Consider the following 23850-nt stretch of genomic DNA (forward strand, 5'->3'; position numbering starts at 1 on the left):
TACCCCGCTTCATTATTCTTTCACTTGAGTTGAGGTAGAAAGTCATGTTCCGACGCTGGTATCAAAGCAAGTACTCATCACAGAATCCCCGTCCGGTAGTTCTTCCACGCATGAAGCGTTACAGTCTAAACCTTGAGAAGCTGGAAGACCGCACCGTACCCGCGGTAACCGCCAGTTTTTCTGCTGCAACAGGCAGCCTGACTATCTTTGGCGATAATCTGGATAACAACATCGTCATCAGTCGCAATACTGCTGGTGGAATTCTGGTCAATGGCGGTGCGGTAGCAATTCAAGGTGGAACCCCAACGGTTGCAAATACTGCAATGATCCAGGCTTTTGGTCAGGGTGGTAATGATCAGATTGCCCTCAATGAAGCCAATGGCGCCCTGCCTCGTGCCTTGCTGTTCGGTGGGGCTGGCAACGACGTGCTGACAGGAGGCTCTGCAGCAGACCAGCTATTTGGCCAGTCAGGCAATGACACCCTGCTTGGCAAAGGGGGGGCGGATTTTCTTTTCGGGGGAACGGAGAACGACACACTGACAGGCGGCGATGCTGACGATCAGGTGTTCGGTGAATCAGGTGATGACCGCATGATCTGGAATCCCGGCGATGATACCGATCTGAACGAAGGTGGTGCTGGCATTGATACCGTCGAAATCAACGGCGGCAACGGTGCCGAGCAGTTCACCACAACTGCCAATGGCACACGCGTACGGTTTGATCGACTCGACCCTGCTCCATTCTCCATCGATATTGGCACCAGCGAAAACCTGGTCGTCAATATGAATGGCGGTAACGACAGTTTTTCTGCTACCGGCAATCTGGCGGCACTCATCAAAATTACCATAGATGGTGGCACGGGTAACGATACCATCCTTGGTTCCAACGGCATTGACTTGCTGCGGGGCGGCGATGGCGATGACTTCATTGATGGCCAGCAGGGCAACGATGTCGTCTTCATGGGTGCTGGTAACGATGTGTTCCAGTGGGATCCAGGTGATGGCAGCGATGTGGTAGAAGGCCAGGATGGCCTCGACACCATGCAGTTTAACGGCAGTGCAGGCAATGAAATTTTTGAAGCCTCGGTCAACGGTGGCCGTGTCAGGTTTACCCGTAACCTGGGCAACATTGTCATGGATCTGGATGACGTCGAACGCATCAATCTCCAGATGTTGGGTGGCACGGACACGCTGATCGTCAACGATTTAAGTGGTACTGATGTCACGGAGATCAACGCAAACCTGGCTGGTACTATCGGTGGCACAACCGGAGATAGTCAGTCTGATACCGTCATCGTCAATGGCAACAAGTTCAGCAATATTATTGACGTCTTTGGTGCGGGGACATCGGTAGCCGTGCTTGGAATGCCAACTGTCGTAAACATTACCCAATCTGAAGGAGCCAATGATGCTTTGGTCATCAATGGCATGGCAGGAAATGATGGAATCACAGCAACCACACTTCCGGCTGGTGTTGTTAAGCTGACGATAGACGGTGGTACAGGCAATGACACGTTACTTGGCAGTCAGGGGGCGGATGTTTTCTTCGGCGGCGATGGCGATGACTTTGTCTTCGGCGACAATGGCAATGATGTAGCCTTGCTGGGTGCTGGAAACGATGTGTTCCAGTGGGATCCGGGTGATGGCAACGACACCATTGAAGGGCAGGATGGCATTGATCAGATGCTCTTCTTCGGCTCTAACGCCAGCGAAAATATCAATATCGTGGCCAACGGCGGTCGAGTACTCTTCCTCCGTGATGTTGCCAACGTCACCATGGATTTGAACGACCTGGAAAACATCGAGTTCCGAGCCTTGGGCGGTGCGGATAACATCGTCGTGGGCGATCTTTCCGGTACGGATGTTGTCTCTATCGGCCTCGATCTTCGAGGGCCGAATGGTGGTGGCGATGGCGCTGCTGACTCTGTCACGGTCAATGGCACCAACGGCGCTGATGTCTTCGGAGCAGCCGGCGATGCAGGTGGGATCAACGTGTTCGGCCTGCACGCCAGTGTCAACATCTTCTTCCAGGAACAAGCCAATGATCGGTTAACGCTCAACGGTCTGGGTGGCGATGATGTAATCAATGCAACCTCACTGGAAGCCGATGGCATTCAACTCACCATGAACGGTGGACTAGGCAACGACCTTTTCATCGGCAGCGAAGGCGATGACCTGATCAACGGCGGGGATGGCAACGATACTGCCCTCATGGGTGCCGGCGACGATACCTTCATCTGGAACCCAGGAGATGACAACGACACACTGGAAGGTCAGGATGGTTTCGACCGAATGACCTTCAATGGTGCCAATATCTCTGAGAATATTGACATTTCAGCCAATGGTGGTCGTGTGCGATTCTTTCGTAATGTTGCCAATGTCCTGATGGACCTGAATGACGTTGAAGGCATCGATTTCAATGCACTCGGGGGTGCAGATGTAATTGTGGTCAATGACTTAAGTGGCACGGATGTGGTGGAAGTGAACCTGAATCTGGCAGGATTTGGCGGCGTTGGCGATGCACAACCCGATACTGTCATCGTTCAGGGAACACAGGCTGATGATGTCATACTTGCTCTGGGTGATGCATCAGGTAGCAGCGTACTCGGATTGGCAGCCCGGGTAAATATCACGGGTGTTGAAGCAGTCAACGACCGTCTCGTCATCAATGCCGGAAGCGGAGATGATGTGATTGAAGCCTCCGGCTTGTCGAGTGCTGCTATTCAGTTAACCGGCAACGGCGAGGAAGGCAATGATGTGCTCGTCGGTGGTGATGGTAACGATGTTCTCACCGGCGGGGCTGGCGATGATGTGCTCATCGGCGGCCTGGGATTGGATATCCTCGATGGTGGGACTGGTGATAATGTTGTGATTCAGTAATTGCCAAGTAAAGTAAATTTCAACTGGACGGCCAAGTGCCGTCCAGTTTTATTTATGAGGTCTTCTGTGAAATTGTTTGAAGTGAAGAGGCTGACCACTTAACATCGAGTAGATTGGGAAAGTGATTGAGTAGTAGAAAGTCAATTCAGGAATATCCAGGGAGTCTTACCATGAGTGCCGGTTTGCCTACCGTTCTGATGCACCTTGCCAACAGCCTTACCGAACGCTGGTGGGTTTTTGTCGTGCGAGGCGTGATTGCCATTCTGTTTGGCATTCTCTGCTTCGTGCAACCTGAGTTATCTCTGACTACATTGGTTCTGATGTTTGGAAGCTATGCTATTGCAGACGGTGTTCTGGGTGTATATGTCGCAGTAACAGGCCGAAAGGAACTGGAAGACTGGTGGGTGCTGCTGCTCTGGGGACTGATTGGCATTGCTGCAGGCGTGCTGACTTTTGCTGCACCCAGTATTACTGCGTTGATACTGCTCTTTTACATAGCAGCCTGGGCAGTTGTTTCTGGTGTGCTGCAGATTGCACTGGCGATTCGCCTTCGTAAGGAGATTGAAGGCGAACTGTTCCTGGTGCTGGCAGGCATCCTCTCCATCGGCTTTGGACTCATACTGATGGCCCGCCCGGGAGATGGCGCATTGGCTGTTGTCTGGATCATCGGCGTCTACGCAGTGGCACACGGCATCACGCTAGCTGTGCTGGGTATGAGGCTACGTTCATTCCGGAGTAGGGTTAAGGAACGATTAGCAAATCGGTGAAGTTATCCCATTGAGTTCAGATATTCAAAGATCATGATAATCTGAACTCTGAACTTTCGTCAACTCGTTGAATCGTCTAAACTGATATGGTGCATCCCATTTCAGGAAGATGACCATGACAACACCACGTACTTCCCCTGATTGTGAAAACACTCTGGATCGCAGGGGGTTCCTGGCTGCCAGCGCTATATCCCTGGCCGGGTTTGCAGTACCCAGGTATGTTGTTGCTGATGAAGTTACCAGTTCGAAGAATGAGAGCGAAACAGCGGTGAAGGCTTTGTACGAATCGCTGACAGCGGAGCAGAAGAAAGTCATCTGTTTTGGCTGGGACTTCACGGAAAAAGATCGAGGCCTGCTACGAACGCATGTCAGTAACAACTGGCAGATCACCAGGCCGCACATCGACAGCGAGTTTTATACAAAGAAGCAGAAGATGCTGCTGCACGATGCCTTTAAGGGGCTGTTTTCGCCAGATTGGTATCCACGGATTCTCAAACAGCTGAAGGATGACACAGGCGGCAAACCCTGGGGAGCGGAGCAAAGCGTTGCCATCTTTGGCACGCCAGGCAAGAACAAGTTTGAAATGGTGATGACCGGCAGGCACATGACCGTGCGCATAGATGGCAACAGCGAAGATCATGTCGCCTTGGGTGGTCCAATCTTCCATGGTCATGCGCCGATCTTTGTCGAAAAGAAAGATCATCCGGGTAATGTGTTCTGGCATCAGGCTCTGGAGGCAAATAAAGTCTACACGCTGCTAGATAGCAAACAGCAGGAGCAGGCGCTGGTGAAAGTGCGGCCTCACGAGGCAGAGGTGTCGTTGCAGGGAGGACAGGGAACATTTGAAGGAATTGCTGTCAAGGAACTTTCGAGCGACCAGAAGTCCGAAGTGAACAAAGTCCTCAAAAGCCTGATTGCTCCGTACCGTGAAGTTGATCAGCGCGAGATCATGCAGTGTCTGGAAAAGCAAGGTGGCTTGAACGCTTGTAACCTGGCGTTTTACGAGACCGGCGATATCGGCAAGGACCGCGTCTGGGATAACTGGCGGCTGGAAGGCCCGAGCTTCGTATGGTACTTCCGAGGCGAGCCGCATGTACATATCTGGATTAACATAGCTGATTCGCCGGATGTGAAGCTGAATGCCAAGGGGTGAGTAGGATCGTGGTCCGCATGAATGTCAATCACCATTGGCCTGCTTCAGGTACCGGTCAAAGAACTGAGCGATCTCAGCCAGGCATTCTTTCGATTCTGGCGACGGGTAACTGGTGAGATACTCGGCATGGCACATGCCTTCGAAGACATGGATTTCTGCAGGTATACCGGCAGCGCGGAGCTTGCGGTGTGTGCGTGCTGTGGTGCTAAGCAACAGATCGCGTGTGCCTGTAATCAGGATGGTTGGCGGAAAGCTGGTAAGGTCGCCATAGACAGGTGAGAGCATCGGGTCTTTCAGGTCTTTGCCATTGGCGTAGAGTTTCAGGCAGGCTTCAATTCTACCTTCGTAGCGACCCAACAGATGATCGATTTCTGCATTGAGGAATACGGTGTCACCAGTTTTGGTAAGGTCCGCACCCGGAGTGCCCAGGAGTAAGGCGGCGGGCATGGGCAGGTTTTCCTGTTTGCAGCGAAGCATGGTCGTCATCGTCAATCCGGCACCTGCAGAAGTGCCACCCATCACCACTGTTTTGGGTTGATGATTCTTGATCACTTCTTTCCACACAGCCAGCACATCGTCGGGTGCGGCGGGGAATGGATGATCGGGTGGCATACGATAATCGACTGAGAGAGTTGGCATTTGGCACGTATGGGCCAACAGAACCGCTTCCCCCGAGCCAGCGATGCCGCCATTAAACACAAATGCTCCGCCATGAACGTGAAACAGCAGGTTTTTCTCTTTGCCTGGTGCGATGGTTTTGGGTGTTACTTTATAACAGTTGACACCGGCAACGGTGACAGGCTCCACTTTGACACCCAGCATCGTGGCAAATCCAGTGACGATTTTCGTCGCGGCAGAGTCCGCGCCTTGTTGCAGTTTCTTCCAGCCTTCAGCCGTCGTCGGCATTTCGCCCACTGGAGAAACGGGCGTTGCAATGGATTTCTGCAACTGCGGCGAAACGGTGTTGGGAACAGGAATCGCTTTGGCAGGAACTTTGAGTTCAGGAAGTGTGCTCTTTTCCTGTGCTGCCATCATCAATGTGATGCAGAGAATGGTGGCCAGACTGACAAGGATACCTGATCGGAGAGATGCTGACATGGTTATTCCTATTGAGCGCGATTCAACAAGTTAGAATTCAGTTCGAATAGCCCAGAGGTCGGGAAACGCAGGCTTCAGTAGCGTAGTACGCAGATATTCCGCGCCGCTGGAGCCGCCGGTGCCTCGCTTGGTGCCGATGGTACGTTCCACCATTTTGACATGGCGGTAGCGCCATTCCTGGATGCCTTCATCCAGATCGACTAATCGTTCGCAGAATTCAGACAATGCCTGATCGGTACGGTAAATATGGATAAGCGTTTGCTGCATGGGCAGTGAGGCATTCACAGGCTGGGTAATATTACGTTGCAGAACATCTACTGGCACAGTGAAACCCCGGCGGGACAGGTAGCTGGTAAACCAATCCCATAGCGACGGAGACTGCATCCGTTTTTCCAGTTGTGCAAACTCTTTCCCGCCTGCAGGGTAATGATTCATGGCAGCAGGCCGCTTGTGACCAAGGACAAATTCGAGTTCGCGAAACTGAGCTGACTGAAAGCCGCTACCTGATTCAAGCCGCTGGCGAAAGCTGAGAAACTCCAGCGGAGTCATCGTTTCCAGAATATCAACTTGAGCCACCAGCACTTTCAGAATAGTGAGCACCCGTTTCATCACATGACCGGCACGGGCCAGATCATCGTCAGCCAGCAGTTTCTGGATGTAATCAAGTTCGTGCAGCATTTCCTTGAACCAGAGTTCGTAAACCTGGTGAATGATGATGAAGAGCATTTCGTCATGCTCTCGCCCGGGCTCCTGCAGTAGCAGAAGCGGTTCGAGTTTCAGATAATCTGCATAGTTCGGCATATCAATCAGGCTCCGTTCTTACACTCCCCATCTTACACATCCAGATTGAATGCCCAAGAAATTTCAGTTGCATGAACGAGTTCGTCATGCGAGATTCAGCATTACAAGTTAACGGAAACGATGAATGAACATTGATCTCACAGGTAAGCGAGCCTTGGTATGCGGAGCTAGCCAAGGAATTGGCAAAGCGATAGCCTTCGAACTAGCATCGCTGGGGGCAGAGGTTACGGTCTGTGGCCGAAATCAGCAGGTTCTGGAACAGGTGATGCAGCAGCTACCTGTTTCCCAAGGACAAAAGCATTCAGTGCTCGTGGCAGATTTCAGCTTGCCTGATCAGTTAAAGTCGGCTGTCATTTTGCATTTACAGACACATGGGCCAGTCAACATTCTGATCAATAATACCGGTGGGCCGCCACCTGGGCCTGTACATTTGGCGGATACTACTGCATTCATCGCTGCATTTCAGCAGCATTTGATATGCAATCAGATTCTGGTACAGGCACTGCTGCCTGGTATGATGGAAACCCAGTATGGCCGTATCATCAACATCATTTCGACTTCGGTGAAGCAGCCTATTGCCAATCTGGGCGTATCGAACACGATTCGCGGGGCGGTAGCGAACTGGGCCAAGACCTTGGCGGGTGAACTGGGAAAATTTGGCATCACGGTCAACAACGTGTTGCCTGGTTCAACAGATACTGCAAGGCTGAATGCCATCATCGACATCAAAGCAGCCAAGGGTGGCAAATCGCGTGATGTAGTTGTGGAGGAAGAAAAAGCCATTGTGCCCCTGGGGCGATTTGCTCAGCCGGAAGAAATCGCATATGCTGTAGCCTTCCTGGCCAGTCCATCGGCTGCGTATATCAGTGGTATCAATTTGCCCGTGGATGGTGGCAGAACGGGTTGCCTATAGTAATCCAATCTGTGGGAGTACGGTGTGCAGAAGATAGCCAACTTTATTGATGGCATGAATCGCGAGCCTCTGAACGGCAGATATCTCGATAATGTTGAGCCTGCTACAGGCCGGGTCTATTCGTTATTGCCTGATTCGGATGCCAGCGATCTGGCACTCGCGGTTGCTTCTGCAGAAAAGGCGTTACCTGCCTGGAAAGCACTCGGTGCCGAATCGCGAGCCAGAATGCTTTATGCCATTGCTGATGTCATTGAACGCAGACTCGAAGAGTTGGCTCGCGCCGAATCTATCGACAATGGCAAGCCACTCTCAATTGCACGCATTCTGGATATTCCGCGCGCAGCTACTAATTTTCGATTCTTTGCCGCGGCTGCAACACAGTTCGCGAGTGAATCACATTCGGTTGGGCACGAGGCAATCAACTATACGCTTCGCGATCCGGTTGGCATCGTAGGGTGCATTTCCCCCTGGAATCTGCCGTTGTATCTGTTCACCTGGAAGATTGCCCCGGCTTTGGCAGCAGGCAATTGTGTGATTGGCAAGCCTTCAGAAATCACACCAATGACTGCCTTTCTGCTTGGCGAAATCTGCAACGAAGCAGGCTTGCCGCGAGGCGTTTTGAACATCGTTCATGGCCGAGGCAGCAGTATCGGCCATGCCCTAGTGACACATCCCAAGGTGAAAGCCATTTCGTTTACCGGTGGGACAGCGACTGGCGTAGCGATCGCAGCGCTGGCTGGACCACAGTTTAAGAAATTGTCGTTGGAAATGGGCGGCAAAAACCCGACACTGGTGTTTGCTGATTGTGACTATGAAACAACCGTTGAAGGTACCGTTCGAGCAGCCTTTGCCAACCAGGGTGAAATATGCCTTTGTGGCTCACGCATTCTTATCGAACGTTCGATTTACAACAGGTTTCGCGATGACTTCGTCAGTCAGGTTTCTGCTTTGAAAGTGGGCGATCCGCTCGATAACGAAACGCAGCAGGGAGCTTTGGTTTCTGAAACTCACATGGAGAAAGTGTTGTCGTATATCGAGCTGGCACGCAGCACCGGTGGAAGTGTCTTGGCTGGTGGCTATCGTGCCACGGTTCCAGGACGTTGCGCAGAGGGCTATTTCGTACATCCCACGGTGATTGAGGGGTTGTCGGCTGAGTGCCGGGTCAATCAGGAAGAAATCTTTGGCCCGGTGGCTACACTCATTCCGTTTGATACGGATACGGAGGCAGTGTCGATGGCAAACAGTGTTCGGTATGGACTGGCTGCATCAGTGTGGAGCAGTGATATCAAACGCTGTCATCGCGTGGCACGTGAGTTGGAATCAGGCGTGGTCTGGGTCAACTGCTGGATGATGCGTGATCTGCGTACTCCCTTTGGCGGAATGAAAGATTCCGGAGTTGGCCGGGAAGGTGGCCAGGAAGCCATGAGATTTTTCACCGAGCCTAAAAATGTATGTATCAGGTATTGAAAGGAAACATGCCGTATGGCGTTCACTGAAGGCATCCATTCTTCAAAAGCTCCTGAACCTGTTGGGTTGTATCCACATGCCCGACAAGTGGGGAACCTCTTGTTTCTCTCTGGTGTGGGGCCACGTCAGCGAGGGAGCAAGGCCATTCCCGGCGTAACACTCAATGAGAGGGGGGAGATCATTGCTTACGACATCGCTGAACAGTGTCGATCAGTTTTTGCCAATGTTCGTGCGATTCTCGAAGAGGCTGGTAGCAGTTGGGAGAATCTGGTGGATGTCACCGTCTATCTCACCAACATGAAAGCTGACTTTGCCACATACAATAAGTTGTGGGCAGAGTACTTCAAAGATGTTCAGCCTTGCCGAACGACGCTGGAAATTAATTGCCTGCCAACGCCGATAGCCATTGAATTGAAGTGCATAGCGACCATTTCCTGACACCGTGAACAAGGGGAAAGTCATGTTGAACCAGGGTATCAACTTCCAGAAGTGGATCGAAGAGAACCGCCATTTGCTCAAGCCGCCGGTCTGTAACAAGAAAGTTTTTGCAACGGATGACTTTATCGTCATGGTGGTGGGTGGCCCTAACGCGCGGAAGGATTTTCATTTCCAGGAAGGGCCTGAGTTCTTTCATCAGTTGGAAGGTGAAATGGTGCTGCACACGATTCAGGATGGCAAACGCGTCGATATTCCGCTCAAAGCTGGTGAGATTTTCAACCTGCCTGGCCGTACGCCACACTCGCCGGAGCGCATGGCCAACTCTGTTGGTCTGGTCATTGAACGCAAACGCCAGCCTGGTGAACTTGACGGACTGCAATGGTACTGTGAAGGCTGCGACAACAAATTGTACGAAGAATTTTTCCCGCTAAAGAATATAGAGAAGGATTTTCCACCGATCTTTGAACGGTATTATGGCTCGGAGTCCAACCGGACATGTAAGAATTGTGGCAAGATTATGGAACCACCTGTAAAGAAGTAAACGTGTTCAAGATTGATATTCATACGCATATTCTGCCGCCGATGTGGCCTGACCTGCAACAGCAATATGGCTACGGTGGGTTTGTGCAACTTGAAAGCTGTGGCTGTGATCGTGCCAGAATGACGATCGATGGCAAGTTCTTTCGTGAAATTGAAAGCAACTGCTGGGATCCAGTCCGGCGAATGCAGGAATATGACCAGCATGATTGTCAGGTGCAGGTATTGTCAACGGTGCCGGTAATGTTCAGTTACTGGGCCAAGCCGGAACATGGCTACGATTTGTCGCGATTGCTTAACGACCATATTGCTGATGTGGTGAGGACATACCCCAAGCGATTCGTGGGGCTGGGTACTGTTCCGATGCAGGATGCAACGCTGGCAGTGCGGGAACTGCGACGATGTGTAAAAGATCTGCAGTTTCCAGGCATTCAGATTGGGTCCAATGTGAATGGTGTCAACCTTGATGATGCATCCCTGTATCCGGTGTTTGAAGCAGCGGAGCAGATGGGGGCTTGTCTGTTTGTGCATCCATGGGAAATGCTCGGCAAGGATCGCATGTCCAAGTACTGGATGCCCTGGCTGGTAGGCATGCCTTCGGAAACAACGCTCGCGATCTGCTCGGTGATATTTTCCGGACTGCTCGAAAAACTGCCTCGGCTACGTATTGCATTTGCACATGGTGGTGGTGCATTTCCAGCAACCATTGGCCGCATTGCTCATGGCTTCGAAGCCCGGCCCGACTTGTGTGCCATCGATAACCGTGTGAATCCGCGAGAGTACTTGTCGCGAATCTATTACGATTCGCTGGTGCATGATGCGGAATACCTCAAATACTTTGTGGCAACGGTCGGTGCGGATCGCATTGCACTTGGAACGGATTATCCGTTTCCTCTGGGGGAAACTGTACCTGGTCATTTGATTGAAACCAGTGGATTTGATCGGAACACCCAGGAGAGGCTTCTGCATGGCACAGCACTCGAATGGCTAAATCTGAAACGGGAGCATTTTGCTTGATTGCCACCATGACAATCAATGGTCAATCGCTGCAAGCTGATTTCAGTAAGGGAATTTGTGTAGGCATTCCAGTTGATTTTAATGGTTTGCAACCCAGCCACTTTGCGGCAAAACGCGCCAGCACTGTACCGATGAGGTCAGGTAGTTTCATTGGCGACACCAAACTGGGTGGTTCGTGCAATGTGCCTGTCATAACTATCAATCCACATTGCAACGGCACACATACCGAAAGCATTGGCCACATTGTTGATAATCAGTTTTCAGTGCATCAGGCACTACCTGGCGGATTGAAACTGGCGACGCTGATTTCTGTTGAACCAGCATCGGTAACTGCTATCGATAAGCATAACCGTCCTGCTCTCGTAAATGGAGATAAAGTAATTACCAAAATGATGCTGCATCAAGCATTGCAGCATATTTCAGCAGTTCGCTTTACTGCATTGTTGATTCGCACTTTACCAAACGATGAATCAAAACTAGGTGCAAGGTATGGTGAAACAACCTTACCGCCATTTTTCACAATCGAGGCGATTGATTACCTGAATCAACTCGGCGTCAAGCATCTCCTCGTTGACATGCCATCGGTTGATCGAATGCAGGATGAGGGTTTGCTGACAGTGCACCACCGGTTCTGGAACGTCGCAGAAGGCACGCATTCGCTTCAAGCCGGATCATACATAGATAAAACAATTACAGAAATGATTTATGTTCCAGATGAAGTACGGGATGGAAACTATTTGCTCGATTTGCAGATTCCAGCATTCAGCACCGATGTGGCGCCATCCAGACCCTGGCTGTTTCCCGTGGAGTTCGTGTAATGTTTGATCGAACTCCAGACTATGCACAGGCAATGGATCGTGATGATCCACTTGCACGGTTTCGCGATGAGTTTCATATTTCGGTTGGACACAACGGTCAGCAAGAAATCTATTTCTGTGGGAACTCACTGGGTCTGCAGCCGAAACGTACCGGAGCCTACGTCAGTGATTTTCTCAATGATTGGGCAACACGAGGAGTGCGAGGGCATTTTGAGGGCAATCATCCCTGGATGCCTTACCATGAATTTCTGACAACGGGACTTGCATCACTGGCAGGTGCCCTGCCTCATGAAGTGGTTGCCATGAATTCCCTGACGGTCAACCTGCATCTGATGATGGTGAGTTTCTATCGGCCGACCGTACAAAGGTTCAAAATTCTTATTGAAGAGCATGCCTTCCCATCAGATAGCTATGCAGTAGTTTCCCACTTGCAACACCATGGTTTGGACCCTGCAGAAGCACTGGTAAAGGTAGCACAAAGACCAGGTTCAGAATTGATTGATGAAGCAGATTTGATGCAGATTATCGAGCAGCATGGGAAACAATTGAGTTTGATTCTGCTGCCTGGGGTACAGTACTACACCGGGCAGGTGTTACCCATGGCTGAAATCACCCGTATTGGGCATAATGTGGGTGCAATAGTTGGTTTTGATATGGCCCATGCTATGGGGAACATTCCACTGTTTCTGCATGAATGGGATGTCGATTTCGCTGTATGGTGCAGCTACAAGTATCTCAACAGTGGAGCGGGATCGGTAGCTGGCTGTTTCATTCATGAACGACATGTCCGGAACACCAGTTTGCATCGTTTCGCTGGTTGGTGGGGCCATGATAAATCGACACGTTTCCAGATGGGCTCGGAGTTTCATGCCATGCCTACTGCGGAAGGCTGGCAACTGTCCAACCCTCCCATTCTGTCGCTTGCAGCCATGCGTGCATCGCTCGATCTGTTTCGCGAAGCGGGTGGCTTGAGCGCCTTGCGAAAAAAGTCGGAACTGTTGACTGGCTACCTGGAATATCTGCTGAAGCTGGAATGTGGAGATCGTGTGCAGATCATCACGCCACATGATGCGAATCATCGAGGATGCCAACTGTCATTGAGCATTCGCAGTGGCCAGTATTCTGGCAAAGAGGTACATCAGCGGCTTGAGCAGGCTGGTGTAGCCTGCGATTGGCGAGAGCCGAATGTCATGCGCGTGGCGCCCGTGCCCCTTTATAACACCTTTACGGAAGTCTATCGTTTTGTTCATCTTCTGAAGACATGGCTATGAGATCGAAACACATTATACTGGTGGGTGCTGGCCTGGTGGGAAGCCTGCTGGCGGTGTTCTTGGCACGGCGAGGCTTCACCGTAACCGTTTATGAACGTCGGCCTGATCTGCGGAAGTCACGCATTTCAGCTGGGCGGTCCATCAACCTGGCTCTGGCCAATCGTGGCATGGCAGCTCTGGAGCGTGCTGGCATCCTGAAAGACCTGCGCCCCCTGCTTATCCCCATGGCGGGCCGAATGATTCATGATGAACAGGGGCAGACCTCGTTTCTGTCGTACGGGCATCGCCCCGAAGAAGTGATTTATTCCGTCTCGCGTGGAGGCCTGAACCAGAAATTGCTCGAACTGGCGGAAGCGGAAGGATCGACCATTCATTTTGAGCAAAATTGCCTGGGTGTTGATTTTGCCAATAAGAAACTCAAGATGCTGAACGAAACAAATCGAAAAGAGGCTTGGCTGGATTTCGAAGTGGTGCTGGGCACCGATGGCTCTGCGTCGCATGTGCGGGATGCCATACTCCGTGCAACAGGTGGTAAGTGTGTTGAAGAGCCGTTGGGGCATGGCTACAAGGAATTGACGATTGAAGCCGGGGCGGATGGCAGCTTTCGCATGGATGAGCGTTCGTTACACATCTGGCCACGCGGTGAATTCATGCTGATAGCCCTGCCCAACCCGGATGCATCATTTACTTTGACTTTGTTTCTTCCACAAACCGGTGCGGAGAGCTTTGCTACTCTGCAGGATAAGCAGTCAGTACATGATTTTTTCAGGAAGTATTTCCCCGATGCACGAGACATGATGCCTGATCTGACAGAACAGTTCTTCACCAACCCGCTGGGAAATCTGGCAACCATCTGGTGCGATACCTGGCATTATCGAGGCAATGCCTTGCTGCTGGGTGATGCTGCCCATGCTATTGTTCCTTTTCACGGCCAGGGTATGAATTGTGGTTTTGAAGATGTGGTCGCATTTGATCAATTATTGAACGATGAAGACATGCCTTGCGAAACTCTCTTTGAACGGTTCTTTGCGGAGCGAAAGCCGAACGCTGATGCCATTGCAACGATGGCTCTCGAGAATTATGTTGAAATGCGGTCAACGGTGCGTGATCCGCGGTTCGCCTTGAAGAAAGTATTGTCTTTTGCTCTGGAAGATCGCTTCGGTCCTCGCTTCATCCCACGCTACTCAATGGTCATGTTCCATACCATGCCGTATGCCCAGGCGCAACAGCGAGGTATCATTCAGGAAGACATTCTCAATCAATTGACGGCGGGCATCAGCAGCCTGGAACAAGTCGATTTCAGCCAGGCTAGTAGGTTGATTGAGCAGAAACTATAATCAGGTTCGAGATACTTCGTATGCTTCAATCTGCTGTTTGAACTTCAGTATGTAGCCCAGTTCATCCAGATCATTCAGTAGGCAGGTTTTGGAGAAACTATCCACCTGGAAAGTGCTGCTGGTTCCGTCAGGTAATCGGATCGTTTGTGCTGCCAGGTCTATGGTTACCTTGGTATCTGGATGGCTTTGAGCGAGTTGCACTAGTTTGGAATAAAATGATGCATCGTCGCAGACGACAGGCAGAACGCCATTTTTAAGGGCGTTGGATTTAAAGATATCGGCAAACCCTTGAGCGATCACAGCCTGGATACCCCAGGCTCGCAATGCCCAGGGAGCATGTTCACGCGAAGAACCACATCCGAAATTGTCGCCAGCAAGCAGGATGGTCTGTTCCTGGTGAGCAGACTGATTGAGGACAAAATCAGGCTTGGGTTTGCCAGCCGCATCATAACGCCAGTCAGCAAACAGGTTTTCGCCGAGGCCGTTCTTATCGGTTACTTTGAGAAACCGGGCAGGAATGATCTGGTCGGTATCGATATCATTTCGCACCAGGGGAATCAGGCGTGATGTCAGTGTGGTAAAGCGAGCCATGGCATTTCCAGCAAGATATTATCAGTTGATCAGTTTCCGAACATCCGTCACCACCCCCGTCACTGCAGCAGCGGCTGCGGTCAGAGGACTGGCCAGAAACGTACGTCCGCCAGGACCCTGTCTGCCTTCGAAATTGCGGTTACTCGTACTCACAGCATACTGTCCGGGGCTGATCTGGTCGCCATTCATGGCAATGCACATGGAGCAGCCGCTTTCACGCCACTCGGCACCGGCCTGCTTGAAGATATCAGCCAAGCCTTCCTGTTCCGCCTGCTTCTTAATCTCCTGCGAGCCAGGCACTACCAGCGTGCGCACATGCGAAGCAATTTTTCTACCCTGGAAAACACGGGCTGCCTCTCGCAAATCGCTGATGCGGGAATTGGTGCAACTGCCAATGAAGACAACGTCAATCTTGTGGCCGAGCAGTGGCTTGCCTGCAGGCAAGGCCATGTATTGCATGGCTTTCTCCAGCGCTGCCCGCTCGGTGCTGTCGCTGATGCTGGCAGGATCGGGAATTGCACTCGAAATAGGCATTCCCATTCCTGGATTGGTGCCATAGGTAATCATTGGCTCCAATTGGCTGGCATCAATGGAAATAGTTTTGTCGAAAGCTGCACCTTCATCACTGGCCAGTGCCTTCCACTTCGCCACCGCTTTGTCCCAGTCCGAACCCTTGGGGCAGTGTTCCTTGCCATGCAGATACTGGAACGTGACATCATCGGGAGCTACCAGCCCTGCCCTGGCGCCGCCTTCGATGGACATATTGCAGACAGTCATTCTGCCTTCCATCGACAAGGCTCTGATGGCAGAGCCTGTATATTCAAAGACGTGAGCAGTGCCACCACGCACACCTATCTTGGCGAGCAAAGCCAGAATGATGTCCTTGGGTGAAACGCCTGGTTTCAGCGTTCCATCCACTTTCACTTCAAATGATTTCGGCTTCCGCTGCAGTAGACACTGCGATGCGAGCACGTGTTCCACTTCGCTGGTGCCGATGCCAAAGGCGAGTGCTCCGAAAGCACCGTGCGTTGCAGTGTGGCTGTCGCCACAAACAATAGTCATGCCAGGCTGAGTGAGTCCCAGTTCAGGGCCGATGACGTGGACAATTCCCCGATGCGGGCTGCCCAGGCCATGAAGCGTAACTCCAAATTCCTTACAGTTCTGTTCCAGCTTGCGGCATTGCTGGGCAGCCATGTCATCGGCCATTTCCAGTCCGCGACCTTGCGTTGGAATGCTGTGATCGAGAGTTGCAACTGTGCGATCCGTACGGTGTACTTTGAGGCCACGTTTGCGCAGTCCATCAAATGCCTGGGGCGAAGTGACTTCGTGGACCAGGTGCAGATCAATGTAAAGCACTGCAGGAGCACCAGATTCCTGATGCACCACGTGGTTATCCCAGATTTTGTCAATGATCGTTCGTGGCTGTTTCGACATAGTTAGCCAACACTCACGGTAACGCGAACAGGTTTGTTGGTCCCATTGGTGGCGCCAATGGGTTCTTTCATCAGCGAGATAAGGTCTGCATCGTGAATCTGCTTCTTCTTGTCTGCCAGAGTTTTGAAGCGTGCAAAGATGCAGTCGAGATCCTGATCAGCCAGTACGTGCCCGAGTTCTTCCATGCGGGCTTTGAAAGCATGTCGGCCTGAATGCTTGCCTAGCACCAGATTGGTCTTGGTGACACCTACTGATTCAGGTCGCATGATTTCGTAGGTGGTGGCATTTTTCAGCATGCCATCCTGATGAATGCCCGCTTCATGTGCAAATGCATTGGCACCAACAATGGCCTTGTTGGGTTGAACCACGATGCCGGTGTAACCAGAAACCATTTTGCTCACATGTGCAATCTGCGTGGTATCTATCCCCGTTCGCAGGTTATAAACAGGCTTGCGGGTATTTAAAGCCATCACCACTTCTTCGAGAGCAGTGTTGCCTGCCCGTTCGCCGATGCCATTGATGGTGACTTCCGCCTGCCGAGCTCCGGCACGAATGCCAGCCAGACTGTTGGCCGTTGCCAGGCCCAGATCATTATGGCAATGAACCGAGACGATGCAGTTATCAATACCCTTGGTATTCTTGATGATGCCTGCAATCAGTTGGCCATATTCTTCAGGAATGGTGTAGCCCACCGTATCAGGAATATTGAGCGTGGTTGCACCGGCACGAATGGCCAAGGCCAGCACCTCATACAGAAATGCAGGGTCGCTGCGGCCTGCATCTTCCGGCGAAAATTCTACATCAGCACAGAGTGAATGAGCATAGCCAACCATTTCGAGCACTTTGTCCATAACCTGCCTGGGTTCCATCTTCAGCTTGTGCTTCATGTGGATTTCGGAAGTAGCCAGGAAAGTATGGATGCGGGGCCTTTTTGCATGTTGCACAGCTTCCCAGGCTTTGTCGATATCGCTGAATGCTGTACGGGCTAATCCACAAATGATGGGAGGTTCGTTGCCATTAATGGACTCGTTGCCAACGGTTTTGGCGATCGTTCGAACGGCTTCCAGGTCGTCAGGCGAAGCAGCGGGGAAACCTGCTTCCATCACGTCTACACCCAGGCGAGCCAGAGCGCCGGCGATTTCCAGTTTTTCTGCGGAGGTTAAAGTTGCACCGGGGGACTGTTCACCATCGCGAAGCGTGGTGTCGAATATGCGAACGTAATCGTTACTCATGATTCATCCTCAGCAGTGGAAGAGGGTCTGCTACCAACAGTGTACGCTACCTGCCGGGGAGATGCCAGTGCCAGTCCGGGTTATCGACGGCGAGGTCTTTCGCGCAATCGCGATGGTCTAGGTTTTCTGGTGGAGTCTTTTTCATCAGGGGCGAGCAGGGAGCCGTGCATGTCAACCTGCGCCAGTAATTCACTTCCACCCTTGAGTGTGATGTTGAGTGGTTTCTCAGGCTGAGAAGTATCCGCATTTTTTGACAACAGCTTGTCTTCTGCGGGCTTCTCCTTTTTGAATGGTATGTAGCTGTATTGAAATGGTGTTGAGATTCTGGAAGCCAGGCGTGCGAGTGAGGTATCCTGGCGCGGGATGATATTCAACTGTGCATGCATCATTCGTGCCTTTTCATCAACCCGTGCTGAAGCAGTCATTTCCCGTGCATCGCGTGAAAGCTGGGATAACATCATCTGTAGAACCGATTTTCCAACTTGTGCCTGCAACGATTCTTGTGAATCTTTGCTGTTGCCTGTCATCCAGTTCATCACCGTTGAAAGTCTGTTCGAAAGCTGCACACGTTGTTGAGCAGGGATTCGATGAAAGTAGAGACTCATGGCCAGTAGTTGTTTCTGGTGTTGTTCGGGAATCATTTGTCTGGGATCAATCTGGTTTCCGGAAACCTCTGTTTCAGTGAAACCAAACCAGGCATATTGATGCTGAAAGGTCATGGCAATTTTGCCCAACAAGGGAACCTGCACGGAGTACAAATCCTGGCTGGCGTTCGATACTGAAATCCCATGACGTTCCAGAAAGCCCACAAAGAGCTGCCTGTCGGTGCAGGGAATGAAGGTCACCACCGTTGCATTACCGAGTACATCGGGTTTGATGATGCAGCCCAGCGGGCGGGCCAGATCAAGCCCTTTCAAATTGCCTGCAATCAGGTTGGTCACCGCAGTGCTATCGAGGGCAGCCACCAGATCCTTGCGGCCAGCTTGCTGGTAAACAAAACGAAGCCCAGAACGCAGGCTCATGACTGACTTGCCGGTGATAATTCCCCATGGTTCCTGAGCCAGACTCGTTGTAGCGAGACAAAGAATTGATACTACTACGCTGATATGCCATTTGAACGAATACATGTCATTTCCTCCTGAAACTTTATTGTAAGAGCATTGAAATAATGGAAGAAAGTCTTGACGACAATTTGTTATTAGGTATACCTAACAATAGAAAGTAGGTAAGGCTTATGAACGTTATTCAACGCCTCAGTTTTAAGGTTATTGCAATAGTACTGATGCTTGCTGGCTTGGCAGGTTGTAAATCCGAAATATCACCATCACGCGCTACTTTGACCTATCAAGGCAGTGGACCGATTAATATCGTGTGTACCACGGGTATGGTTGCTGATCTGGTTGCCAACATTGGTCAAAAGCATGTAAAGGTGACCCAGTTGATGAAAGCGGGTGTGGATCCGCATCTCTATAAAGCATCGCCTGGCGATATGAGGCTGTTTAACGAATCCGATGTCATTTTCTATTCAGGCCATCACCTGGAAGGGAAAATGACAGAGTTGCTTGAGCAACTGAATCGAAAGAAAGTTTCGCTACCTGTCACTGAAAAAATCGATTCACCTTCCCTGCTGCGAACAGAGGAAAACGTTGTTGACCCGCATCTGTGGTTTGATGTCAAACTCTGGCAACAGGCATCTTACTTTATTCGTGATGAGTTGTGCCGATACGATCCTTCTCACGCTGCGGATTATCGTGCAGCTTCCGCAGCATATGACAAGCAACTCGAAGAGATGGATAAGTATGCCCGTGAACAGTTGGGTACAATCGAGAAATCGCGACGTGTCCTTGTTACTGCCCATGATGCGTTCCGGTATTTCGGCAAAGCTTACGACGTGGAAGTCAAAAGCATTCAGGGAATCAGCACTGAAAGTGAAGCCAGCGTCAAGGACATCAATGAACTGGTGAATTTTATCGTTGCCAGAAAGATCAAGGCAGTCTTCGTGGAAACCAGTGTCTCCGAGAAGAACATCAAAGCACTGGTGGAAGGATGTGCTGCACAGAATCATGCTGTTATTGTTGGCGGAGAACTGTTTTCCGATGCACCAGGTGAAGAAGGCAAACCCGATGCAACTTATCTGGGCATGGTGAAACATAATGTCGATGTGATAGTCAAGGCACTGAAATGACAGCACCATTATTGGATGTTCATGATGTGACGGTGGCTTATCACCATAAGCCAGTGCTGTGGAACGTCGATTTCACCATTCACGAGCCTAGCCTGGTTGGAGTGATGGGCCCCAACGGCGCGGGCAAGAGCACGCTCATCAAGGCGATTCTGAACCTGGTGCCCAAGGCGAGTGGCGAAGTTACCCTGTTTGGGCAACATCTCTCCAAGGTCAGGCAGCGGGTGGGCTATGTGCCTCAGCGTGAAAGTGTCGATTGGGATTTCCCTATCAATGTGTTTGATCTCGTTCTAATGGGCACTTATGGCTCGCTGGGATGGTTTCGTCGGCCTGGCAAAAAGGAACGTGAGTGGGCCATGCACTGCATCGAAGAACTCGGCATTGCTGATCTGGCTCATAGGCAAATTGGACAGTTATCGGGTGGGCAGCAGCAACGTTCATTCCTGGCGCGTGCCTTGGCACAGAAAGCCGACATCTATTTCATGGATGAGCCGATGTCAGGTGTGGATGCTGCCACGGAACAGACAGTTTTCCAGATTCTCAAGCGACTGCGAAACGAGGGCAAGCTGGTCATGGTGGTGCATCATGATATTCGCACTGCCCAGCAGTATTTTGATCAGCTTCTACTTCTGAATACCCGTCTGGTGGCTGCTGGACCAACTCAGGAAGTATTCCAGCATGAGGCATTACAGCGTACCTACGGTGGCAGGCTGGTTGCCTTGGAAAAAGTAGGACTGGCGGTACGAGACAAGGTGCCGACAGCATGAGTCATCTCTTTACCTACAACACCATGCTGGTGATGGTTGGCACCGGTTTGCTTGGTGCAGTGTCGGGCTTGATCGGGTCGTTTGCAGTTTTGCGTAAACAATCGCTGGCAGGTGATACCTATGCCCATGCAGCATTGCCTGGGCTTTGCATTGCATTTCTGCTCGCGGGAGAGCGATCACTCCCAGCTTTGTTGCTAGGCGCTTTCCTCAGTGGTCTGCTGGGGCTGATGCTCGTCAGTCTGATCACGAGATATACCAAAGTCAAAACCGATGCAGCTTTGGGAATTATTCTGAGCACCTTTTTTGGTCTCGGGATTGTCATCAGCCGTATTGTGCAGAATCAAACCGCCACGGGAAGCAAGGCAGGTCTGGATTCTTACATATTGGGAAAGACAGCAGGGATTATTGCCAGTGATGTCTATCTGATTGGAGCTATTGGTTTACTCTGCCTGGCGACCATTCTCTTCCTCTTCAAGGAATTCAATGTACTCTGTTTCGACAGCGAATTTGCCAAAAGCCAGGGCTGGCCGGTGTTGTTCCTTGATTTTGTACTTCTGATGCTGTTGGGATTAGTCGTGGTGACCGGCTTGCCTGTGGTGGGAGTGGTCATGATGGCTGCCCTTTTGATTTTGCCTGCCGTGACGGCCCGCTTCTGGACTGAGCGGCTGGCAATCATGTTGCCAGTGAGTGCTGCATTCGGGGCCATCACCGGTCTGGTCGGTACTTTGCTTTCTGCCGAATTTGCCTATCTTCCAGCAGGGCCGATCATCGTGCTGGCAGGCACCGTGTTCTTTCTGATCTCGGCACTCTTTGCACCACGTCGAGGCTGGCTTGCACGGCTACGGCAGAGAATGAATCTCGATCTCACTGGCAGTATGGTCGAATGGAAGACTGAAACGCCATGACATCCATAGCACTGTGGACAATCCTGGTTGGTGCGCTGGCGAGTGTCAATTGCAGCCTGGTGGGCAGCTTCCTGGTGTTGAGAAAGATGAGTCTGCTGGGCGATGCCATCAGTCATGCAGTGCTTCCCGGTATCGCCATCGGATTTATGCTCAGTGGCAAAATAACTGGCCCAGCCATTGTGCTGGGAGCTATGGGCATGGGCGTGTTGACTGCGATCCTCACTCAATGGCTCAGTCAATATGCACGGGTATCAGAAGACGCTGGCATGGGTGTGGTGTTCACTTCGCTGTTTGCTCTGGGAGTTATTCTCATCAACGTCGCAGCGAAGAATGTTGATCTCGATGCTGGTTGTGTGCTGTATGGGCAGATAGAGTTCACATCATCAAAAACCCTGACACTCGCCGGCCTGGATATTCCTGAGGCAGTAATCAGCCTGGGACTTATTCTCATCCTGATCGTTGCAATGCTCGCTGTACTCTGGAAAGAACTGAAACTCTCTGCGTTTGATTCCGAGTTGGCTGATACTTTGGGTTTTTCTTCTTACCTGATGCACCTTTTATTAATGTCGATGACGTCAGCAGTTACCGTCGCGGCTTTTGAATCTGTTGGCTCCATTCTTGTGGTTGCCATGCTCATTGTACCAGCAGCAACTGCATCACTACTGACTACACGATTATTCAACATGATGATCATGGCTGCTGGAACAGGTATTACATCCTCAATCCTGGGTTACATGCTCGCCGATGCCTGGAACACCAGCGTGGCAGGCATGATGGCAGTCTGTGCCGGGCTACTGTTCACAGGTGCAGTTTTTCTTTCACCTTCTCAGGGTGTTATTGTCCGGCTACTCAGGCAGATCAGATTGTCTTTGCGAGTCATGCGGGAAGATGTACTGAGTGCACTCTACCGTGCTCGTGAGAAATCACAATCAGGACTGCAGCAGGCTGCCTTGCTTCATAACAAGGGAAGCTGGCTCAGGCAATACACAATGAATGTCATGAAACGCCGCAAGTTGATTGATGAGGTGGATGGCAGGATTCATCTGACGCAACTTGGCTTACAGAAAGCGGAGCGGATCATTCGCACGCACCGTATCTGGGAATCGTATCTGCAGCGGAATGTGGCTTTACCTGCGGATCACTTGCATAGCCCTGCAGAATCCATCGAACATTACGTTGGGCCTGAACTGTTGGAAAGTCTGTCAGCCGATTTGAACCGACCCGCTGCGGATCCGCATGGCAAAGCCATACCAGGTCAAACCCTTAGTAACGAACCACCACTTCAGCAATGATGCGGTGCTCCAACAATCGTGGCGTTTCGGAAAGGGGGCGTTCATAGGTAACGCCAAACTCTGCCATGCGGTTGTAGCGTGCTTTCAAACCAACTGCCACCGTGACCAGATCGGAGCCAGTTGTTTGGGGTATTGACCAGTCGAGCATGGCATCGCCCTGCCCTAAACCTGCAGGATACACGCCACGGCCATCAGTCAGAATGCGGTAGTAATTGAATTCAGCGAGCGGATGAAGCCAGCCGAATAATTCGCGATCAAGGTGCAACTGGGTAAACAGCAAAGTGCTGCCGTCATTACTGAGCGGTGCGCGAACTCCAGCATTGCCCAGTAGATGCCAGAAACACCAGAACTCCTGGCCAAACGTCAGTATACCAGTGAGGCTTCCATCACTGGGGCGCTGAAAGACGCTCGCTTCACCGGTAGGTATTTCCAACTGCACCGCTGCTGATAACAGTCGTTGTTGTTCAACATCACGAATCAGTACATACTTGGCACCGAATGCCAGGTTGTTCCAACCATCGTTGCCTGGAGCATTTTCCGGATCGATAAAGGAATAACCATTCTTATCCATGAAGACCTGCCAGCGCTTGGTGAGTGCGACCCGGGTCTGCAACAGGTAAGACTGGCTGAAGGTATTACCGAGAACCTGATTGGATGGAGTCCAGTTGCCAACTCCCAGGAGGCGAGCTTCTGTTAAAGATCGCGGGTCTTTCGCCAACCACGGATTGCTGCTGGGCCCAATAAAGCGAGGAAATGCGCTATCGCTGCTGAGCGAAAGTAATGCTCCCAGCATAATCGGGAAGCCATCATCATCATTTATATGGTTGTCCAGATCAGGCTGATACCGTGGCACAGGCGGTACTTGATCGACTGTATAGGGATTATCCCCCAACTGAAGACAGCAAATCAATACAAATGCCAGCATCGAGCGGCCTCCCTGCCGTGACACAC

At 51.3% G+C, this 23850-nt stretch carries 22 protein-coding genes; 15 read left to right on the forward strand and 7 right to left on the reverse strand.

What is annotated here, in order from left to right; all coding sequences use genetic code 11:
* Positions 1–44 precede the first annotated feature (44 nt).
* The 3 genes from JNJ77_06910 (at position 45) to JNJ77_06920 (ending at position 4799) form a co-directional block, all read left to right on the forward strand.
* Positions 45–2879 (forward strand): calcium-binding protein, encoded by a 2835-nt coding sequence (locus JNJ77_06910; protein MBL8822301.1) that lies wholly within the window; start codon positions 45–47, stop codon positions 2877–2879.
* Between the two features lie 197 nt (positions 2880–3076).
* Positions 3077–3646, forward strand: coding sequence for an HdeD family acid-resistance protein (locus tag JNJ77_06915; GenBank protein ID MBL8822302.1), 570 nt, complete (start codon positions 3077–3079; stop codon positions 3644–3646).
* 115 nt (positions 3647–3761) lie between these two features.
* A complete protein-coding gene (locus JNJ77_06920; protein ID MBL8822303.1) occupies positions 3762–4799 on the forward strand; it encodes a DUF3500 domain-containing protein in 1038 nt (345 codons plus the stop codon).
* A gap of 24 nt (positions 4800–4823) precedes the next feature.
* On the opposite strand, the gene JNJ77_06925 is transcribed toward JNJ77_06920, so the two are convergent.
* Together JNJ77_06925 and JNJ77_06930 are read right to left on the reverse strand one after the other, a co-directional pair.
* The gene (locus JNJ77_06925) at positions 4824–5897 is read right to left on the reverse strand and encodes an alpha/beta hydrolase (GenBank protein ID MBL8822304.1); all 1074 of its coding nucleotides are present in this window, start codon (positions 5895–5897) and stop codon (positions 4824–4826) included.
* Between the two features lie 30 nt (positions 5898–5927).
* Positions 5928–6698, reverse strand: coding sequence for a tryptophan 2,3-dioxygenase (locus tag JNJ77_06930; GenBank protein ID MBL8822305.1), 771 nt, complete (start codon positions 6696–6698; stop codon positions 5928–5930).
* A 124-nt stretch (positions 6699–6822) separates the two neighbouring features.
* Between JNJ77_06930 and JNJ77_06935 the strand changes: the two genes are divergently transcribed.
* Genes JNJ77_06935 through JNJ77_06970 form a run of 8 tightly spaced genes read left to right on the forward strand, consistent with a single transcriptional unit; the run spans position 6823 to position 14496 of the window.
* Complete coding sequence (locus JNJ77_06935) at positions 6823–7611, forward strand: SDR family oxidoreductase (protein ID MBL8822306.1); 789 nt, start codon at positions 6823–6825, stop codon at positions 7609–7611.
* Positions 7612–7665: 54 nt separating this feature from the next.
* Positions 7666–9078, forward strand: a complete 1413-nt coding sequence (locus JNJ77_06940; protein MBL8822307.1) for an aldehyde dehydrogenase — start codon at positions 7666–7668, stop codon at positions 9076–9078.
* A 15-nt stretch (positions 9079–9093) separates the two neighbouring features.
* Positions 9094–9516 carry a RidA family protein gene (locus JNJ77_06945; protein MBL8822308.1) on the forward strand — a complete coding sequence of 141 codons (423 nt, stop codon included), beginning with the start codon at positions 9094–9096 and terminating at the stop codon, positions 9514–9516.
* A 22-nt stretch (positions 9517–9538) separates the two neighbouring features.
* On the forward strand, positions 9539–10057 hold the full coding sequence (locus JNJ77_06950; GenBank protein MBL8822309.1) for a 3-hydroxyanthranilate 3,4-dioxygenase: 519 nt from the start codon (positions 9539–9541) through the stop codon (positions 10055–10057).
* A 41-nt stretch (positions 10058–10098) separates the two neighbouring features.
* Positions 10099–11070, forward strand: a complete 972-nt coding sequence (locus JNJ77_06955) for an amidohydrolase (GenBank protein MBL8822310.1) — start codon at positions 10099–10101, stop codon at positions 11068–11070.
* A gap of 8 nt (positions 11071–11078) precedes the next feature.
* Entirely contained in the window at positions 11079–11888 is an 810-nt protein-coding gene (locus JNJ77_06960; protein ID MBL8822311.1) for a cyclase family protein, read from the forward strand.
* On the forward strand, positions 11888–13159 hold the full coding sequence (kynU, locus tag JNJ77_06965) for a kynureninase (GenBank protein MBL8822312.1): 1272 nt from the start codon (positions 11888–11890) through the stop codon (positions 13157–13159). The genes JNJ77_06960 and kynU overlap by 1 nt, the downstream gene beginning before the upstream one ends.
* Positions 13150–14496 carry an FAD-dependent monooxygenase gene (locus tag JNJ77_06970; GenBank protein MBL8822313.1) on the forward strand — a complete coding sequence of 449 codons (1347 nt, stop codon included), beginning with the start codon at positions 13150–13152 and terminating at the stop codon, positions 14494–14496. Before kynU ends, JNJ77_06970 begins: the two co-directional genes overlap by 10 nt.
* Here the strand turns inward: JNJ77_06970 and leuD are convergent, their stop codons facing one another.
* From leuD to JNJ77_06990, 4 genes are all read right to left on the reverse strand, one after another.
* Positions 14497–15087, reverse strand: a complete 591-nt coding sequence (leuD, locus tag JNJ77_06975) for a 3-isopropylmalate dehydratase small subunit (protein MBL8822314.1) — start codon at positions 15085–15087, stop codon at positions 14497–14499. It lies immediately after the preceding gene.
* Between the two features lie 21 nt (positions 15088–15108).
* Positions 15109–16521, reverse strand: a complete 1413-nt coding sequence (leuC, locus tag JNJ77_06980; protein MBL8822315.1) for a 3-isopropylmalate dehydratase large subunit — start codon at positions 16519–16521, stop codon at positions 15109–15111.
* A gap of 2 nt (positions 16522–16523) precedes the next feature.
* Positions 16524–17753 carry a 2-isopropylmalate synthase gene (locus JNJ77_06985; GenBank protein ID MBL8822316.1) on the reverse strand — a complete coding sequence of 410 codons (1230 nt, stop codon included), beginning with the start codon at positions 17751–17753 and terminating at the stop codon, positions 16524–16526.
* Positions 17754–17833: 80 nt separating this feature from the next.
* Positions 17834–18880 carry a hypothetical protein gene (locus tag JNJ77_06990; protein MBL8822317.1) on the reverse strand — a complete coding sequence of 349 codons (1047 nt, stop codon included), beginning with the start codon at positions 18878–18880 and terminating at the stop codon, positions 17834–17836.
* A 107-nt stretch (positions 18881–18987) separates the two neighbouring features.
* Between JNJ77_06990 and JNJ77_06995 the strand changes: the two genes are divergently transcribed.
* From JNJ77_06995 to JNJ77_07010, 4 genes are read left to right on the forward strand one after another with little or no spacing between them, the layout of a single operon-like run.
* Positions 18988–19938: a zinc ABC transporter substrate-binding protein gene (locus JNJ77_06995; protein MBL8822318.1), complete on the forward strand. Its 951-nt coding sequence runs from the start codon at positions 18988–18990 to the stop codon at positions 19936–19938.
* Positions 19935–20702: a metal ABC transporter ATP-binding protein gene (locus tag JNJ77_07000; GenBank protein ID MBL8822319.1), complete on the forward strand. Its 768-nt coding sequence runs from the start codon at positions 19935–19937 to the stop codon at positions 20700–20702. The genes JNJ77_06995 and JNJ77_07000 overlap by 4 nt, the downstream gene beginning before the upstream one ends.
* Positions 20699–21607 carry a metal ABC transporter permease gene (locus JNJ77_07005; protein ID MBL8822320.1) on the forward strand — a complete coding sequence of 303 codons (909 nt, stop codon included), beginning with the start codon at positions 20699–20701 and terminating at the stop codon, positions 21605–21607. Before JNJ77_07000 ends, JNJ77_07005 begins: the two co-directional genes overlap by 4 nt.
* Positions 21604–22899, forward strand: coding sequence for a metal ABC transporter permease (locus JNJ77_07010; GenBank protein MBL8822321.1), 1296 nt, complete (start codon positions 21604–21606; stop codon positions 22897–22899). The genes JNJ77_07005 and JNJ77_07010 overlap by 4 nt, the downstream gene beginning before the upstream one ends.
* On the opposite strand, the gene JNJ77_07015 is transcribed toward JNJ77_07010, so the two are convergent.
* Entirely contained in the window at positions 22871–23824 is a 954-nt protein-coding gene (locus JNJ77_07015; GenBank protein MBL8822322.1) for a hypothetical protein, read from the reverse strand. The genes JNJ77_07010 and JNJ77_07015 overlap by 29 nt on opposite strands.
* Positions 23825–23850: the final 26 nt, after the last annotated feature.

The organism is Planctomycetia bacterium (assembly GCA_016795155.1).
Lineage (GTDB): Bacteria > Planctomycetota > Planctomycetia > Gemmatales > HRBIN36 > JAEUIE01.

Excerpts from the sequence above, each read along its gene's own strand:
- JNJ77_07015 (MBL8822322.1), bottom strand. The coding sequence starts at position 23,824 with ATGCTGGCATTTGTATTGATTTGCTGTCTTCAGTTGGGGGATAATCCC.
- JNJ77_06970 (MBL8822313.1), top strand. The coding sequence starts at position 13,150 with ATGGCTATGAGATCGAAACACATTATACTGGTGGGTGCTGGCCTGGTG.
- leuD (MBL8822314.1), bottom strand. The coding sequence starts at position 15,087 with ATGGCTCGCTTTACCACACTGACATCACGCCTGATTCCCCTGGTGCGA.
- JNJ77_06960 (MBL8822311.1), top strand. The coding sequence starts at position 11,079 with ATGACAATCAATGGTCAATCGCTGCAAGCTGATTTCAGTAAGGGAATT.
- JNJ77_06990 (MBL8822317.1), bottom strand. The coding sequence starts at position 18,880 with ATGTATTCGTTCAAATGGCATATCAGCGTAGTAGTATCAATTCTTTGT.
- kynU (MBL8822312.1), top strand. The coding sequence starts at position 11,888 with ATGTTTGATCGAACTCCAGACTATGCACAGGCAATGGATCGTGATGAT.
- JNJ77_06925 (MBL8822304.1), bottom strand. The coding sequence starts at position 5,897 with ATGTCAGCATCTCTCCGATCAGGTATCCTTGTCAGTCTGGCCACCATT.
- JNJ77_06955 (MBL8822310.1), top strand. The coding sequence starts at position 10,099 with ATGTGGCCTGACCTGCAACAGCAATATGGCTACGGTGGGTTTGTGCAA.
- JNJ77_06945 (MBL8822308.1), top strand. The coding sequence starts at position 9,094 with ATGGCGTTCACTGAAGGCATCCATTCTTCAAAAGCTCCTGAACCTGTT.
- leuC (MBL8822315.1), bottom strand. The coding sequence starts at position 16,521 with ATGTCGAAACAGCCACGAACGATCATTGACAAAATCTGGGATAACCAC.
- JNJ77_07000 (MBL8822319.1), top strand. The coding sequence starts at position 19,935 with ATGACAGCACCATTATTGGATGTTCATGATGTGACGGTGGCTTATCAC.
- JNJ77_06915 (MBL8822302.1), top strand. The coding sequence starts at position 3,077 with ATGCACCTTGCCAACAGCCTTACCGAACGCTGGTGGGTTTTTGTCGTG.
- JNJ77_06995 (MBL8822318.1), top strand. The coding sequence starts at position 18,988 with ATGAACGTTATTCAACGCCTCAGTTTTAAGGTTATTGCAATAGTACTG.
- JNJ77_06935 (MBL8822306.1), top strand. The coding sequence starts at position 6,823 with ATGAACATTGATCTCACAGGTAAGCGAGCCTTGGTATGCGGAGCTAGC.
- JNJ77_06940 (MBL8822307.1), top strand. The coding sequence starts at position 7,666 with ATGAATCGCGAGCCTCTGAACGGCAGATATCTCGATAATGTTGAGCCT.
- JNJ77_06985 (MBL8822316.1), bottom strand. The coding sequence starts at position 17,753 with ATGAGTAACGATTACGTTCGCATATTCGACACCACGCTTCGCGATGGT.
- JNJ77_06950 (MBL8822309.1), top strand. The coding sequence starts at position 9,539 with ATGTTGAACCAGGGTATCAACTTCCAGAAGTGGATCGAAGAGAACCGC.
- JNJ77_06910 (MBL8822301.1), top strand. The coding sequence starts at position 45 with ATGTTCCGACGCTGGTATCAAAGCAAGTACTCATCACAGAATCCCCGT.
- JNJ77_07005 (MBL8822320.1), top strand. The coding sequence starts at position 20,699 with ATGAGTCATCTCTTTACCTACAACACCATGCTGGTGATGGTTGGCACC.
- JNJ77_07010 (MBL8822321.1), top strand. The coding sequence starts at position 21,604 with ATGACATCCATAGCACTGTGGACAATCCTGGTTGGTGCGCTGGCGAGT.
- JNJ77_06930 (MBL8822305.1), bottom strand. The coding sequence starts at position 6,698 with ATGCCGAACTATGCAGATTATCTGAAACTCGAACCGCTTCTGCTACTG.
- JNJ77_06920 (MBL8822303.1), top strand. The coding sequence starts at position 3,762 with ATGACAACACCACGTACTTCCCCTGATTGTGAAAACACTCTGGATCGC.